14 protein-coding genes are annotated in these 15,394 nt (G+C 75.8%); 2 read left to right on the top strand and 12 right to left on the bottom strand.

Annotation, left to right across the window (positions count from 1 at the left end):
- Positions 1–22 precede the first annotated feature (22 nt).
- The 4 genes from KV205_RS09210 to KV205_RS09225 form a co-directional block, all read right to left on the bottom strand.
- Positions 23–1,132 (bottom strand): acyl-CoA dehydrogenase family protein, encoded by a 1,110-nt coding sequence (locus tag KV205_RS09210; RefSeq protein ID WP_265863598.1) that lies wholly within the window; start codon positions 1,130–1,132, stop codon positions 23–25.
- A complete protein-coding gene (locus KV205_RS09215; protein WP_265863599.1) occupies positions 1,129–2,373 on the bottom strand; it encodes an acyl-CoA dehydrogenase family protein in 1,245 nt (414 codons plus the stop codon). The genes KV205_RS09210 and KV205_RS09215 overlap by 4 nt, the downstream gene beginning before the upstream one ends.
- Complete coding sequence (locus KV205_RS09220; protein ID WP_265863600.1) at positions 2,370–3,338, bottom strand: NADPH:quinone oxidoreductase family protein; 969 nt, start codon at positions 3,336–3,338, stop codon at positions 2,370–2,372. The genes KV205_RS09215 and KV205_RS09220 overlap by 4 nt, the downstream gene beginning before the upstream one ends.
- 81 nt (positions 3,339–3,419) lie before the next feature.
- Complete coding sequence (locus KV205_RS09225) at positions 3,420–4,124, bottom strand: helix-turn-helix domain-containing protein (RefSeq protein ID WP_265863601.1); 705 nt, start codon at positions 4,122–4,124, stop codon at positions 3,420–3,422.
- Between the two features lie 65 nt (positions 4,125–4,189).
- Here KV205_RS09225 and KV205_RS09230 point away from each other — a divergent pair, with 65 nt between their 5' ends.
- Entirely contained in the window at positions 4,190–5,185 is a 996-nt protein-coding gene (locus KV205_RS09230) for an NAD(P)/FAD-dependent oxidoreductase (protein WP_265863602.1), read from the top strand.
- 234 nt (positions 5,186–5,419) lie between these two features.
- A complete protein-coding gene (locus KV205_RS09235; protein ID WP_265863603.1) occupies positions 5,420–6,199 on the top strand; it encodes a VOC family protein in 780 nt (259 codons plus the stop codon).
- Between the two features lie 32 nt (positions 6,200–6,231).
- Here the strand turns inward: KV205_RS09235 and KV205_RS09240 are convergent, their stop codons facing one another.
- From KV205_RS09240 to KV205_RS09275, 8 genes are all read right to left on the bottom strand, one after another.
- The gene (locus tag KV205_RS09240; protein ID WP_265863703.1) at positions 6,232–6,951 is read right to left on the bottom strand and encodes a PIG-L deacetylase family protein; all 720 of its coding nucleotides are present in this window, start codon (positions 6,949–6,951) and stop codon (positions 6,232–6,234) included.
- Positions 6,952–7,082: 131 nt separating this feature from the next.
- On the bottom strand, positions 7,083–7,976 hold the full coding sequence (locus KV205_RS09245; RefSeq protein WP_265863604.1) for an SIS domain-containing protein: 894 nt from the start codon (positions 7,974–7,976) through the stop codon (positions 7,083–7,085).
- A gap of 94 nt (positions 7,977–8,070) precedes the next feature.
- Positions 8,071–9,219 (bottom strand): substrate-binding domain-containing protein, encoded by a 1,149-nt coding sequence (locus KV205_RS09250; RefSeq protein ID WP_265863605.1) that lies wholly within the window; start codon positions 9,217–9,219, stop codon positions 8,071–8,073.
- 195 nt (positions 9,220–9,414) lie between these two features.
- A complete protein-coding gene (locus KV205_RS09255; RefSeq protein WP_265863606.1) occupies positions 9,415–10,728 on the bottom strand; it encodes an alpha/beta fold hydrolase in 1,314 nt (437 codons plus the stop codon).
- A gap of 89 nt (positions 10,729–10,817) precedes the next feature.
- The gene (locus KV205_RS09260) at positions 10,818–11,204 is read right to left on the bottom strand and encodes a VOC family protein (RefSeq protein ID WP_265863704.1); all 387 of its coding nucleotides are present in this window, start codon (positions 11,202–11,204) and stop codon (positions 10,818–10,820) included.
- A gap of 173 nt (positions 11,205–11,377) precedes the next feature.
- Entirely contained in the window at positions 11,378–12,226 is an 849-nt protein-coding gene (gene nadE, locus KV205_RS09265; RefSeq protein ID WP_308404071.1) for an ammonia-dependent NAD(+) synthetase, read from the bottom strand.
- A gap of 120 nt (positions 12,227–12,346) precedes the next feature.
- The gene (locus KV205_RS09270; RefSeq protein WP_265863607.1) at positions 12,347–13,477 is read right to left on the bottom strand and encodes a sulfite oxidase; all 1,131 of its coding nucleotides are present in this window, start codon (positions 13,475–13,477) and stop codon (positions 12,347–12,349) included.
- 320 nt (positions 13,478–13,797) lie between these two features.
- Positions 13,798–15,378 carry a molybdopterin-dependent oxidoreductase gene (locus tag KV205_RS09275; protein WP_265863608.1) on the bottom strand — a complete coding sequence of 527 codons (1,581 nt, stop codon included), beginning with the start codon at positions 15,376–15,378 and terminating at the stop codon, positions 13,798–13,800.
- Positions 15,379–15,394 lie beyond the last annotated feature (16 nt).

Below are 15,394 nucleotides of genomic sequence, written 5' to 3' on the forward strand. Positions count from 1 at the left end.
GGGGTGTGGACTCCGGCGCCCCTTACCTCGGGGCGCGCAGGTCGACCAGGGCGGCGATCACGTCCTGGTGCCGGCCGGCCGAACCGAGCGCGGTCTGCGCGGACTTGGCCCGCTTCAGCGCCAGGTGCGCCGGGTGCTCCCAGGTCATGCCGATGCCGCCGTGCAGCTGGACGCACTCCTCGGCGGCGTGCACGGCGACCTTCGCGCAGTACGCCTGGGCCACGGCGACCGTCAGCTCGGTGTCCGGGGCGCCGGTGGCCAGCGCGTCGGCGGCGGCGCGGGCCACCGCCCTGGCCCCGACCAGCTCCAGCCACAGCTGGGCCATCCGGTGCTTGAGCGCCTGGAAGGAGCCGATCGGCCGGTTGAACTGGTGGCGCTCCTTGGTGTGCCGGACGGTCTCCTCCAGGCACCAGGCGGCGAGCCCGAGTTGCTCGGAGGCGAGCAGCCCGGCACCGGCGAGCAGCCCGCGCCGGACCGCCGCCCCGCCGGTCTCCGGTCCGGCGAGCCGGGTCCCGGCGACGCCCGTGGTGTCGACGACGGCCAGCGGACGGGTCAGGTCGAGGGGCACCTGCGGGGTGATCCGGGCCTCGGCGGCCGGCACGGCGTACAGCCCGTCGGCGCGCGGCACCAGCAGCACGTCTGCGGCGGCCGCGTCGGCGACGGCGGGCACCGGGCCGTCGGTCACCGGGTCGGCGCCCGGCGCCGTGGACAGCGGCACGGCGAGCACGGCGGTCTTCTCGCCGGCCGCGAGCGCGCCGAGGAGTTCCGCGACCGGGCCGCCCTCGTCGGCGCCGAGCGCGAGCAGCGTCTCGGTCGCCACGACGGCACTGGTGAGGTACGGGGCGGGGGTCACGGCCCGGCCCAGCTCCTCCAGGACCACGGCGGCCTCGCGGTGGCTCGCGCCCTGACCGCCCAGCTTCTCGGGCACCAGCAGTCCGGCGGCGCCGATGCCGCCGGCGAGGGCGTCCCAGAGGCCGGGGAGGTACGGGGCCTCGCCCTCGATCCGGGCGAGCAGCGCCTGCGGGTCGGCCCGGTCGGCGAGCAGCGAGCGGACGGCGGCGCGCAGGTCCTCCTCGGCCTCGGAGTAGAGCAGATCGAGCTGGGCGGCCGTCGGCTTCGGCGTCTCGGTCATCGGGCGAGGTCCTTCCAGGCGACGTCCTTGTCGTTGCGGGGCTCGGGCGGCAGTCCGAGGACCCGCTCGGCCACGATGTTGAGCAGCACCTCGGTGGTGCCGCCCTCGATCGAGTTGCCCTTGGCGCGCAGATAGCGGTAGCCCGCGTCGCGGCCGGTGAAGTCGACGAGATCGGGCCGGACCATCGTCCAGTCGCCGTACAACAGGCCCTCGTCGCCGAGGAGTTCGACCTCCAGGGCGCTGATGGCCTGGTTGAGCCGAGCGAAGCCGAGCTTCATCGCGCTGCCCTCGGGTCCCGGCTGGCCGGCCACCAGCTGCTGGCGGAGGCGCTCGCCGGTGAGCCGGGCGACCTCGGCGTCCACCCACAGGTCGAGCAGCCGCCGGTGCAGGTCGTGGGTGCGCAGCTCGGGGCGGGAACGCCAGGTGGCGTCGGCCTTGCCGATCATGCCGCCCTCGCGGGGGATGCGGGCGCCGCCGATGGAGACCCGCTCGTTCATGAGGGTGGTCTGGGCGACCCGCCAGCCGTCGCCGACCTCGCCGAGGCGGTGCGCGTCGGGGATGCGCACGTTCGTGAGGAAGACCTCGTTGAACTCGGCCTCGCCGGTGATCTGGCGCAGCGGCCGGACCTCGACGCCGGGGTCGGTCATGTCGCACACGAAGTAGCTGATGCCGCGGTGCTTGGGCAGGTCGGGGTCGGTGCGGGCGATGAGGATCGCCCAGCGGGCGACATGGGCGCTGGAGGTCCACACCTTCTGCCCGTTGATCACCCAGTCTCCCCCACTCGCGGCTTCGCCCGAGCCGGAGGTGCCCCCAGCGTCGCGTACGGCGCGGGTGCCGAGCGCGGCGAGGTCGGAGCCGGCGCCGGGCTCGCTGAAGAGCTGGCACCAGACCTCCTCGCCGACCCAGAGCGGCTTCAGGAAGCGCTCCTTGACGGCGTCGGAGCCGAAGGCGAGGAGGGTGGGGGCGGCCATGCCGAGGCCGATGCCGATCCGGCGGGGGTCGTTGTCGGGGGCGCCCGCGGCGGTGAGTGCGGCGTCGACGACGGCCTGCAGGGAGCGCGGGGCGCCGAGTCCGCCGAGGCCCACCGGGTAGTGCACCCAGGCGAGGCCGGCGTCGAAGCGGGCGCGCAGGAAGTCGGTGCGGTCGGTGGTGGCGGGCGGGTGCTCGGCGAGCAACCGGCGGGTGCGGTCGAGCAGTTCGGCGGCGTCGGGGGCCGGGGCGGTGGCGGGGTGGGCGCTCATGCGCGGGCTCCTTCCGGGAGGACGACGAGCCGGCCGGTGGTGACGCCCTCGGCGAGCCGCTGCACGGCGTCGGCGGCGCCCGCGAAGGGCACCCGCTCGCTCACGTACGGCTTGATCAGGCCCTTGGCGGCCAGCTCGGACAGGGTCTCGTGGCAGCGCAGGACGGCGGCCGGGTCCTTGAGGTTGTACAGGCCCCAATGCAGGCCCAGGATCGAGTAGTTCTTCACCAGGGCGTGGTTGAGGGCGGGGGCGGGCACGGTGCCGCTGGCGAAGCCGACGACCACGATCCGGCCCTCGAAGGCGACCAGCTTGGCGGACTGCTGGTAGGCGGCGCCGCCGACCGGGTCGTAGATCACGTCGGCGCCGCGGCCGCCGGTGGCCTCCTTGACGGCCGCGACGACGTCCTCGGCGTGCCGGTCGACGACCGTGTCGCAGCCCAGCCCGCGGGCGACGGCCGCCTTGTCGGCGCCGCCGACGACGCCGATCACGGTGGCGCCGGCCGCCTTGCCGAGCTGGACGGCGGCGCTGCCGACGCCGCCCGCGGCGGCGTGCACGAGCAGCGTCTCGCCCTCCTTCAGCGCGGCCCTGCGGTGCAGCCCGAACCACCCGGTCTGGTAGCCGATGTGCAGGGCGGCCGCCTGGGCGTCGTCCAGGGCCTCCGGGGCGGGGAGCAGCGCGGCTGCGTCGGCGACGGCGTACTCCGCGAGGCCGCCGTACGGGAGGGCGGGGGTGGCGATGACCCGGCGGCCGTCCTCGGTCTCGGCGCAGATCTCCACGCCGGGGGTGAAGGGCAGCGGCGGCCGCACCTGGTACTGGCCGCGGCACAGCAGCGCGTCGGGGAAGTTGAGGCCGGTGGCCCGGACCTTCAGGAGCACCTGCCCCGGCCCGGGCTCGGGCGCCGCGACCTCGTCGAGCTGCATCACCTCGCCCGGCTCGCCGTTCTCGTGCACTCGCCATGCCTGCATCGGGGGCCTCCACGTGCCGTCGTGCGTCCTGCGCGGTCGACCGCATACTAAGCGGTCGCTTGGCCCGTGGGGAACAGGCTCTCAGGACTTCTTCGGCCGGGCCCGTACGTGCATCCGCTCGCCCTGCGGGCCGAACAGGCTCAGGAACTCCACCGGCCGGTCCCCCGCCGGGCCGAACCAGTGCGGCACCCGGGTGTCGAACTCCGCCGCCTCGCCGGCGCCCAGCTCCACGTCGTGGTCGCCGAGCACCAGGCGCAGCCGCCCGGACAGCACGTACAGCCACTCGTAGCCCTCGTGCACCCGGGGATCGGGCTGCTCGGCACCGGGCTCCTGGAGCACCTTGTACGCCTGGAGGCCGCCGGGCTGGCGGGTGAGCGGGTACAGGGTGCGGCCGTGGCGGCGGATCGGCTTAGCCTTCACCCGGGGGTCGCCGACCGGGGGCGCGCCGACGAGCTCGTCGAGCGGGACCTGGTGGGCGCGGGCGATCGGGAGCAGCAGCTCCAGGCTGGGCTTGCGCTGCCCCGACTCCAGCCGGGAGAGGGTGCTCACGGAGATGCCGGTGGCGGCGGAGAGGTCGGCCAGGGTCGCGTCGCGCTCGCGGCGGATGCGGCGCAGGCGGGGGCCGACCTCGGTGAGGACGTCGTCGATGCGGTCGTCGCCGGTGCGGTCGTCGCCGGTGTGGTCGTCGCCGGTGCGGTCGTCGCCGGTGCGGTCGTCGCCGGTGCGGTCGTCGCCGGTGCGGTCGTCAGCGGTGCGGTCGTCAGCGGTGTGGTCGTCAGCGGTCATGCTCTTCATTGCAGAAACGGCAACTTTGTTTGTCAAGCGGCTGCGGGCTCGGCGAACCTCGCGGCATGAACGCACACAGCGCGCAGCGCGCATACGAGTCCGAGCACGAGTCCGAGTACGACGTGGTGGTGGTCGGCGGCGGCGCGGCCGGCCTGAGCGCTGCCCTGGTCCTGGGCCGGGCCCGCCGCCACACCCTGGTCGTCGACGCGGGAGAGCCGCGCAACGCGCCCGCCGCCCATATGCAGGGCTATCTCGGCCTCGACGGCACGAGCCCGGCCGAGCTCCTGGCGACCGGACGCGAGGAGATCGCCGCGTACGGGGTGGAGTGGACCAAGGGCCTGGTCACCGCCGCGACGCCGACGCCGGAGCCCGGCGAGGGCTTCGCGGTGGACCTGGCCGACGGGCGCCGGGTCCGCGCGCGGCGGCTCGTCGTCACCACGGGCCTGGTGGACGAGCTGCCCGACCTGGCCGGGGTGGCCGAGCGCTGGGGCCGGGACGTCATCCACTGCCCGTACTGCCACGGCTGGGAGGTGCGCGACCGGGCCTTCGGCGTGCTCGCCCACCCCGTGATGCCGGCCCACCAGGCCCTGATGGTCTCCCAGTGGTCCCCCGACGTCGCCCTCTTCCTCCACACCGCCCCCGACCCCTCCCCCGAGGACACGGCCCGGCTCGCGGCGGCCGGGGTCACGGTGGTGACCGGCGAGGTCGCCGGCATCGTCGTCGAGGACGACCGGCTGACCGGCGTACGGATGGCCGACGGCCGGATCGTCCCCCGCGAGATCCTCTTCGTCGGCACCCGCACGGTCCCCCGCGACGGCCTTCTCACCGCCCTCGGCGCCGACACCCACGAGACGCCCCTCGGCCGCTTCGTCACCGTCGACGAGTCCGGCCGCACCTCCGTCCCGGGCGTCTGGGCCGCCGGCAACGCGATCGGTCCCTTCGAACAGGTCGTGAACGCGGCCAGTGGCGGCTACCGCGCGGCGGCCGCGATCAACGCCGACCTCCTGATGACGGACCTGGACCGGCGGGTGGCGGAGGCCGCGGGCGCGCCGGGCGCGTGAGGGGCGTCGGGTCGGCGCCGGGCCGGGACCTGGCGCCGACCCGGGGGAACCCGCACCCCCTTCCGGGCGTGAGCCCGGGGCCGGTGCGCTGCGCCGTGCGGATGAAACCCGGCGGGCGGGGCTGCGCCCGCACCGGCGGAGGGCGAGGATCGGCCATGGTGGCCGGAAACCCCGGCCCCGTACGACGCCCACGGCACCGCACGGCCTCCCACCCGGAAGGACGGGACCCACCCCATGCTCGGTACGGACTTCATCACCGGCTCCCCCGACTGGCTCGACCTCGGCAGCCCGGACACGGCCGCCGCCGCCCAGTTCTACGGCCGGGTCTTCGGCTGGGACTTCGCCTCGGCGGGACCCGACGCCGGTGGCTACGGCTTCTTCCAGCAGGACGGCAAGACCGTCGCGGCGCTCGGCCCGCTGACGGAGGAGGGCGCGAGCAGTGCCTGGACGGTCTACTTCCAGACCCCGGACGCCGAGGCGACCGCACAGGCGGCGGAGAAGGCGGGCGGCACGGTGCGCGCGGCGGCGTTCGACGTGATGGACGCGGGGCGGATGGCCTCACTGACCGACCCGGCGGGCGCCCAGTTCGCGGTGTGGCAGCCGAACGCCGTCAAGGGCCTGGAGCGCACCTCGCAGAACGACACCCTGGTCTGGGTCGAGCTGCACGTGCCCGACCCGGAGACCACCCTCGGCTTCTACCAGGGCCTGTTCGGCTGGCGCTGGCAGGAGATGGAGTCCTCGGGCATGACCTACCGCGTGCTGCTGACCGCCGAGGGCGAGCCGCAGGACGCCTCGTTCGGCGGGGCGGCGCCGCGCCAGGAGGGCATGGACAAGTCGATGTGGGTGCCGTACTTCATGGTGGCGGACGCGGACCGCACCTCGGTGACGGTGCAGGAGAACGGTGGTTCGGTGCTGCTGCCGCCCTCGGACGTCCCGGACGTCGGCCGGCTCGCCTGGTTCACGGACCCGTTCGGCGCGCCGTTCGCGGTGCTGCGGCCCGACCCCAACATGTAGCCACGGCCGGGACGCACCGGCCCGGACCGGCCCTAGCGGGGGAACACCTCGAAGGCGACGGCCGGACGGCCGCCGAAGCGCGCCGAGGCCCGGCCGGTGGATTCGGCGACGAACGAGCGGCAGTACGCGTCCACGTCCTGGTCGGTCAGCGCCTCGATGTAGGTGCGGTGGGCGCGCAGCGAGCGGGTGGCGCGCTCCAGGCCGGGGCCGGCGTCGACGGCGTGGGTGGGCAGGTTCGAGCCGGCGACGGCGACCCAGCGGACCCCGTTCCAGGGGTCGAGGCCCTGCTCGGCGAGCTCGGGGAAGATCCAGCGGTTGCCCGCGTCGGCGGCCGCGTCGAGGACGGCGCGGCCGACGGCCTTGTGGTCGGGGGTGTTCCAGAAACCGCCGGGCTCGGGGCCCCAGGTGTCGCGGTGGTTGAGGGTGATGACCAGTTCCGGCCGGTGCCGGCGGATCGCGGCGGCGATGTCCCGGCGCAGCCCGAGCCCGTACTCGACGACGCCGTCGCGGTGGTCGAGGAACTCCACGCTCGTCACGCCCACGATCGCGGCGCTCTCGCGCTGCTCGCGTTCGCGCAGCGGGGCGCAGGTGGCCGGGTCGAGGGTGTCGATGCCGGCCTCGCCGCGGGTGACGAGGAGGTAGCCGACGTCCTTGCCCTGGTCGGTCCAGCCGGCGACGGCGGCGGCGCAGCCGTACTCCAGGTCGTCGGGGTGGGCGACGACGGCGAGCGCGCGCTGCCAGTCGGCGGGCATCTCGGCCAGCGGCGGGGCCTGTTCGGTGTCCTGGCCGTTCTCGACGTTCTCGCTGTTCTCGCCGTTCTCGCTGTTCTCGGTCATGGGGGCAGGATACGAGCCGGGCCCCGCCGTGATCCGCAGAACAGGCGCTACCGGGCCCCGGCCAGGATCACCGAGCGGGTCAGGTTGCGCGGGCGGTCCGGGTTGAGGCCGCGGCGGGCGGCGAGGGCGACGGCGAGGCGCTGGGCGCGCACCAGGCCGGCCACCGGGTCGACGGCGTCGGCGACGAACTGGGCGCCGGTGGCGTCGACTTCGTCGGCGAGGCCGGGCGGGACCGGGCCGAGGCACCAGACCAGGCTGCCGGGGTCGCTGATGCTGATGGGGCCGTGGCGGTACTCCATCGCCGGGTACGACTCGGTCCAGGCGCGGGCCGCCTCGCGCAGCTTGAGCGCGGCCTCGTCGGCGAGGCCGACGGTCCAGCCGGTGCCGAGGAAGGTGAACTGGCCGTGCTTCTCCCAGGCGGTGGGCAGCGGCTCGTACAGGGCGAGTTCGGCGTCGGCGATCGAGGGGCCGAGGCCGACGCCGAGCGCGGCGCGCAGGAGTTGCAGGGCGGTGGTGGCGAACCGGGTCTGGACGACGGAGCGTTCGTCGGCGAAGCCGAGGTCGACGACGGCGTCGGCGTGGTGGCCGGCCGGGCTGTCGGGGACGCCGGTGAGGGCGACGGTGGGGATCAGGCCGGCGGCGCGGGCGAGGAGTGCGGCGACCTCGGTGGTGGTGCCGGAGCGGGTGAGGGCGACGATCCGGTCGTAGCCGCGGCCGAGCGGGGTCGGGTCGGAGGCCGGGAAGGCGTCGGTCTCGCCGCCGCCGAGGGACTCGCGCAGCGCGGCGTAGGCGCGGGCGATGAAGTACGAGGTGCCGCAGCCGACGACGGCGATCCGCTCGCCCGTCCGGGGCAGCAGGTCGGCCCGCTCGGCGGCGAGTTCGGCGGCCCGCCGCCAGCAGTCGGGCTGGCTCGCGATCTCGTTCTCGACGTGGGTGGTCATGTCCGTCCTCTCTCGGCGCGGTGAGCCGCCCGTTGAGGGACCGGGGGCTCGGACGGAGTTCTATCCCGGCGGACCGGAGCGCAGCCATGAGCAATCAGTGAGCACCGCTTGGACTTTTGTGCGCGCCGGCGGCGATTCCGGCAGCGGATACGGGGGCGGGCGCGGCGCCGCAGGAGGCGCGGACCACGAGCCGGGGCCGCAGCTGCACCTGGTGCAGCGGGGAGGCGTCGCCCTCGGCGAGGCGGCGCAGCAGGATCTGCGCGGCGAGCCGGCCGACCTGGAACTTGGGCGGGGAGACGGCGGTCAGCGGGGTCTCGGCGACGTCGGCGAGCTCGTTGTCGTACGAGATCAGGGCGAGGTCGTCGGGGACCCGGAGCCCGGCGCGGCGGGCGGCGGCGAGCACGAGCGCGGCCTCGCGGTCGCCGAAGCAGAGCGCGGCGGTGACCCGGGCGGCGCGCAGCGCGGCGACGGCGGCGTCGGCGCGGGCGGCGTGCCACTCCACCGTCGTCGCGCGCTCGCAGTGCGGTGCGGGCAGGTGCAGATCGGCGACGGCTCGGGCGAAGCCGGACTCGAGCGGGGCGGTGGTGGGGGCGTCGGAGCGGACCAGGAGCCCGATTCGGCGGTGGCCGAGGCCGCGCAGGTGCCGCACGGCGTCGTAGGCGCCGCCCTCGTGGTCGGTGCAGACGTGTTCCGTGGGGTCGCCGGGGCCGTGCGCGGCGAGCCGCCGTTCGACGAGGACGGCGGGCACGGGCAGGGCGAGCAGTTCCTCGGCGCGCCGGCCGGGGTCGGTGGCGGTGTGCAGGGTGGGCACGAGGAGCAGTCCGTGCACGCCGGAGCCGAGCAGCCGGGCGACGGCGGCGTCCTCCTCGGCGGGGTCGTAGTGGGAGCAGGCGAGGACCAACCGGGCCCCGGCGGCGGTGAGTTCATGCTCGATGCCGTGCAGGACCCGGGGGTAGTAGAAGGCGGTGTCGGGAACGAGGACGCCGACCACGGTGCGGCCGCCGCGCGGCTCCTCGGGGTGCGCGGCGGCGAAGGAGCCCGCGCCCTGGCGGCGTTCGACCAGGCCGAGGGCGACCAGCTCCTCGTACGCGCGGCGGACCGTCGTCACGGACACGCCGGTGTCGGCGGCGAGGGCCCGCTCGGTGGGCAGTTTGCTGCCCGGCGGCCAGGTGCCGTCCAGCATGCCCTGGCGCAGCCGGGCCGTCAGGGCGCGGAACTTCAGCTCGCGTCCGGACGACGGCACGGGGATCCCGCCGGGTGTCACCGGTCCCCCTGCGGCCAACGGTCCCCCTGGTGCTCGAACGGGCGGCGGGCGATCGCCGATTGCTCACCGATTGCGCGCGCATCCTATCGCCGGGCGCGGGCGGCGGACCCCGGCGCGGAGCGACCGGTTCCGCCACCCGCCACCCGCCACCCGCGCCCCGGGCCGGCGCCGCGCTCAGACCTCGTCGCGGACCAGGGCGAGGAGCCGGTCGAGGACGCGCGGGCCGCCGGCCCGGACGCCGTCGTGCTCGAACTCGTCGGTGACCCAGGTGCGCAGGCCCCGGATGGTCCGGGCGGTGCGCAGGGAGTGGGCGGTGTCCACGTACATGTCGTCGTGGTAGACGGCGGCGGCGACCGGCACCTCGTTGGCGGCGAGCCGGGCCGGGTCGTACAGCGGCGCCCAGTCGGCGCGGGCGGCCAGGTGCTCGGCCGTCTCGCGCAGCGGGGCGAGCGCCGGGTCCGTGGTGAAGTGCCAGGGGTGGATGCTCTCGCCGGTGAGCAGGACCGGTCCGTCGCCGGTGAGCGCCTTGGCCGCGTCGAAGGCGGGGAACTCGGCGCGGACCCGCTCGGCGGCCCAGTCGGTGGCGCCGTGACCGTGGCCCGGACCCTGGGCGTAGATGGCCTCGTGGAGCACGGCGTAGAGCGGGTGTCCGGCGAAGGAGAGCTGGGCCCGGACGGCTTCCAGGAAGGCGTCGGAGAGCGCGGCGCCGGCGGGGGTGGGGACGAAGGCGTCCTCCAGGAGCAGATGGAGCTGGTGGGTGCCCTGGCCGGTACCGAGGAGGATGCCGAGGGACTGGAAGGCCTCGGGGGTGAGGGTGCCGCCGCCGGGCAGGGCGGCGGGCCGTTCCTGCAGGTGCGCGACGATCGCCCGGACCCGCTCGACGTCGTCGGGGTAACGGGCGTAGTGTGCCTCGTTCTTGCGCAGGATCCTGGGGTACGCGGCCCGGTAGACCTCGTCGGCGGTGGCGCCGAGCGAGGGCAGGCCGCCGGTGATGAGGACGGTGGCGAGGCCCTCGGGCGCGGTGGAGAGGTAGTGGGTGGCGCAGAAGCCGCCGAAGCTCTGGCCGAGGACGGTCCACGGGGCGCCGCCGGTCAGCTCGCGGCGGATCAGTTCGCAGTCCTTGACGATGGAGTCGGCGCGGAAGTGGGCCAGATAGGCGGCCTGCTCGCGCGGGGTGCCGCGGAGCGGCAGGGTCTGCCGGTTGGCGGGGGTGGAGCGGCCGGTGCCGCGCTGGTCCAGGAGCAGCACGCGGAACTCGCGCACGGCGCGCCCGAGCCAGGCCTGCGGGCCGATGAAGCGGCGGGCGCCGAAGCCGGGGCCGCCCTCCAGGTAGAGCAGCCAGGGCAGGTCGCTGCGGTCGGCCTTGTCCCTCGCGACGACCTCGCGTCCGTACAGCTCGATCGTCTCGCCGTCGGGGCGGGCGTGGTCGAGGGGGACGGTGTAGTGGCGGTCGGTGAGGACGAGTTCCGGCTGACGGTACGTGGACACGGCGTACGGCTCCTGTTCGTGTGCGCCCCCGCCAGGACAGTGGATCACATGACGGGGGCGCACGCCGCCCAAGGGCCGGAAGCGGCGGATCAGCGCTGGAGCACCGCGATGACGTTCTTCGCGGAGTCGGTGAACCAGGCGATGGCGGGGCCGCGCTCGTCCCGGCAGATGCCCTTGGCGTCGAACTCGAAGCCCTCGTAGCGCTGGAACTCGACACCCTTGTCGGCGAGGGCGTCGACGGCGACGTCGATGTCGTCGACCTGGAAGTTCAGGACGGTGAAGCTCGCCGGGCTGTGCGCGTCGCCCTTCGGGTAGACCATGACCCTCGCGCCGCCGGCGAGGGTGAGGAACAGCATCCGCATCTCCCCGGTGCCCTCCACGTCGGCCTGGAGGCCGAGGGTGTCGCCGTAGAAGGCGCGGGCCGCGTCGAGGTCGTCGACCGAGAAGCTGCTGAATGCCGTGGTGCTGCCGAACAACACGGGTGATCTCCCTTCGGTGGGGCGTCTGCTGACGTCCCCACAGGGCACCACGGCCCGGGCGCCCGGCCGCCCCCGCCACGCGGAAACGGCCGGATGGTCCCCCGCCTGTCACCCTCGGGTGACCGTGCCCGGAAGGGGCGGGGGCCCAGGAGCCTCAGGGCGCGATCGGCTCAGGGCGCGATCGGCAGGCCGCGCTTGTGGTCGGTGAGCCGGTAGCGGCGCACGATCGCGTCGAAGGCGGCCTCGCCGACCGGCTTGCCCTCCAGGAAGTCGTCGATCTCGTCGTACGTCACGCCGAGCGCGTCCTCGTCGGGCTTGCCCGGGTCCAGGGTCTCCAGGTCGGCCGTCGGGGTCTTCCACACCAGCTCGGCGGGGGCGCCGAGCTCGGCCGCGACCGCGCGCACCCGGCGCTTGGTGAGACCGGTGAGCGGGACGAGGTCGGCGGCGCCGTCGCCGTACTTGGTGAAGAAGCCGGAGACCGCCTCGGCGGCGTGGTCGGTGCCGACGACCAGGCCGTCGTGCGCGCCGGCCACCGCGTACTGGGCGATCATCCGCTGGCGGGCCTTGATGTTGCCCTGGACGAAGTCCTGGTGGTGCGCGTCGCGGAAGGAGACGCCGGCGGCCAGGGCCGCGTCGAGGGCGGCGTCGCTGGCCGGCTTCACGTCCACGGTGAGGACCTGGTCGGCCCGGATGAAGCCGAGGGCGAGCTGGGCGTCGTGCTCGTCGGCCTGGACGCCGTAGGGCAGCCGCATCGCGTGGAACACGGCCTCGTGGCCGGCGGCCCGGGCCCGCTCGACGGCGAGCTGGCAGAGCCGGCCCGCGGTGGTGGAGTCGACGCCGCCGCTGATGCCGAGGACCAGGGAGCGCAGCCCGGTGGAGGTGAGGCGGTCGGCGAGGAAGGCCACCCGGCGCTCGATCTCCGTCTTAGGGTCGAAGGTCTCGCCGACCTCCAGCTCCCGGGCGATCTGCTGCTGCAGGGCCGTCTGCTGCTGCAGGGCGGTGGTCTCCGGGTCGGTCACGGAATGCTCCTCGGTGCTGCGGTGTCTGGCCTGCGATGTCCGGCCGGTGGTGACGGTCGGTCCCGGTCGACTCTATCCGGCCGTACGGACACCCCCGCGGCGGCGACCGGGTGGGACGGGTCACTCCGCCAGGCAGTGCACCTCGACCCGCTGCACCAGGTTGTTCCCGAAGCCGCTGCGGTTCCAGGGGGCGGTGAGCGGCTGGGTGCGGCCGGTGGCGTCGGTGGCGCGGACGCTGAGGAGGTACGTGCCCGGGGTCGCCGTCCAGCCCGCTCGCCAGGCCGCCCAGGCCCAGGGCCGGTCCGGGTCGGCGGTGACCTCGGCGTCCGTCCAGCTCTCCTCGCCGTCGGCGCTGAGCTCGACCCGGACCACGGGGCCGTGCCCGGACCAGGCGCGGCCGGCCAGCGGCACCGGGCCGGGGCGGACGACGCGGGCCCGGGTCATGAAGTCGGGGAAGCCGGGCGGGATCATCAGGGCGCGCGGGGCGATCAGGGTCACCGGCTCGCCCGGGTCCTCCGGGTCCTCGGTGGCGCGCCGGTAGCGGTAGGCGACGGCCTGCTGGAAGCCGGTGAAGGGGGTGTCGGTGACGGTGACCGAGCGGAGCCACTTCACCGAGGCCATGCCGTACCAGCCGGGCACGACCAGGCGCAGCGGGTGCCCGTGCTGGGGCGGCAGCGGGGCGCCGTTCATGGCGTACGCGACGAGGACGCCGCGGTCGGGGTCGGCGGCCGGGCCGAGCGGGAGGCTGCGCCGGTAGTCCTGTTCGACTCCGCGTTCCACGCCGTGGTCGGCGCCGGTGAAGACGGCCTCGACGGCGCCGGCCCGCGGGCCCGCCTCGGCGAGCAGGGCGGCCAGCGGGACGCCGGTCCAGTCGGCGGTGCCGACGGCCTCGGCCAGCCAGGGCTGGCTGACCGGGCGGGGCGTGAGGCGGGCCCGGCCGTTGCCGGCGCACTCCAGGGTGACCCGGTGGGTGACGGCGGGGCGGGCGCGGAGCGCCGCGAGGTCGAGCGAGAGCGGGTGGTCGACGAGGCCGTCGAGGTCGAGCCGCCAGGTGTCGGGGTCGGTGGCGGGGATGTCGTAGTGCACGAGGACGTAGTGCAGGCCGGGCGGGCTGGTGTCGTGGGCGAGCGCTTCGAGCGGCAGGCCGTGGTTGCGGGTGGCGAGGGCCAGTTCGGCGGTGCTGATGCCCTCGTCGGGCCCGGCGACGCGGCCCGGCGCGCTGACCTCCCCGAGTCGCGGCGTACGGTCCATGCTTCTCATGGTGCGCCGTACGGGCCCCGGCGGCATCCGCCGGGGCGGGGCAGCCGGCGGTCTCGGCCGGGGTGCCGCGCTGGGGGCCGCCGGGCCGCGGCCCGGCCGGGCGCCCGCGGGCCGGCGTTCCTCGGACGCCCGCCGTCGACGAGACGTACCGGTGCCGCGCCACCGACGGCGGGCCCGGGGCACTGGGCAGGTTCGGTGGTGGGCGAGGCGGGCGGGGCGTACCGCTGCCGCCCGGCAGGTGCAAGGCGCTCGCGCGCCGGTGGCGCCCGGCCGCCGTGGGCGGGGACGCATCGGCCACCCGGTGCCGCCGCTCAGTCCTCCGTGACGGTGACCTCGACGGAGTGCAGGCCGGTCGCCCCGTCCGGCATGACGTCGGCGCGGCGGTCGGTCTGCACGGCGCCGGTGCCGTCGGTGGCGCGCACCGTGAGGGTGTGCTTGCCGGGGGTGGCGGGCCAGCGGTGGACCCACTGGCGCCAGGTGTCGCGGCCGTCCTCGGCGCCGAGCTCGGCGTCCTGCCAGGGCCCGTCGTCGACCCGTACCTGCACCCGGGAGACGCCCCGGTGCTGGGCCCAGGCGACGCCGGCGACGGCGACCGGGCGGCCGCCCGCGGTGATCCTGGCGAGGGGCCGGGGGGTGTCGATCCGGGACTGGGTCTTGACCGGCGCCTGCGCGGACCAGCCGCGCGGCACCCAGTAGGCGTCGTAGGCGGCGAAGGTGGTGAGCTCCAGGGAGCTCAGCCACTTGCAGGCGGAGACGTAGCCGTACAGGCCGGGGACGACCATGCGGACGGGGAAGCCGTGCGCGAAGGGCAGCGGCTCGCCGTTCATGCCGAAGGCGAGGAGCGCGTCGCGGCCGTCCATCACGGCCTCGACGGGGGTGCCGATGGTCATGCCGTCGACGGAGCGGGCGACGAGCTGGTCGGCGGGGCCGCCCTGCGAGGGCGGGCGGACCCCGCACTCGCGGAGCAGGGCGTCGAGGCGGACGCCGAGCCAGCGGGCGTTGCCGACGAGGGAGCCGCCGACCTCGTTGGAGACGCAGGCGAGAGTGATGTCGCGTTCGACGACCTCGCGGCGCAGCAGCTCGGGCAGGGTGAAGACCCGCTCCCGCGGTACGCCGCTGCCGTGGACGCGCAGCTTCCAGGTGTCGGCGTCGACGCGCGGGACGACGAGCGCGGTGTCGACCCGGTAGAAGTCCTTGTTCGGGGTGACGAAGGGGCTGATGCCCTCGACCGGGAGCTGGGCGCCGGGCGGTACGGCGGGGGCGGGCGAGGCGGGCCGGGGCAGCCGCAGCGCGCTGCGGGAGGCGGCGGCGTGCTCGGAGCGGGTGGAGCCCAGGCTGCGGGCCAGGAAGGTGGCCGCGGTGGCGCCGGCGGCCACGCCGGCCCCGGCGAGCAGGAAGCCGCGGCGGTCGGTGCGGGGCGCCGCGGCGGGGCGCGGCCGGGTGAGCCGGGCGATCAGGACGTACAGCAGGGCGGCGGCGGTGGCCGCGCCGGCGAGCGAGGGCAGCGCGTCGCCGGCGGAGGTGGAGTCGGGCCGGGTGACGGCGGCGAGCACCCCGAGCGCGCCGAGCAGCCCCACGCCGGCGAGGGCGGCGGCCCGGCGGCGCAGGGCGAGCAGACCGAGACCGGCGGCGATCAGCGCGAGCAGCACGAGGATGCCGAATTCCAGGACCGCCTTGTCGCTCTCGCCGAACGTGCGGATGGCCCAGTCCTTGACCCCGGCCGGGGTGCGGTCGACGACCGCGTCGCCGACGGCGGGCACCGGCCCGGCCTCGGGGCGCACGACGACGGCCACGAGCGCGGCGACCGCGAGCCCGCCGTATCCGGCGAGGATCCCGGCGAGAGCGGCGAGCAGCCGGTCGGTACGGGTGGGCGGCGGGGGCGCGGCGGTCATGCCCCGATTCTGGGCG

This window comes from Streptomyces sp. SKN60 (genome assembly GCF_026236535.1).
Lineage (GTDB): Bacteria > Actinomycetota > Actinomycetes > Streptomycetales > Streptomycetaceae > Streptomyces.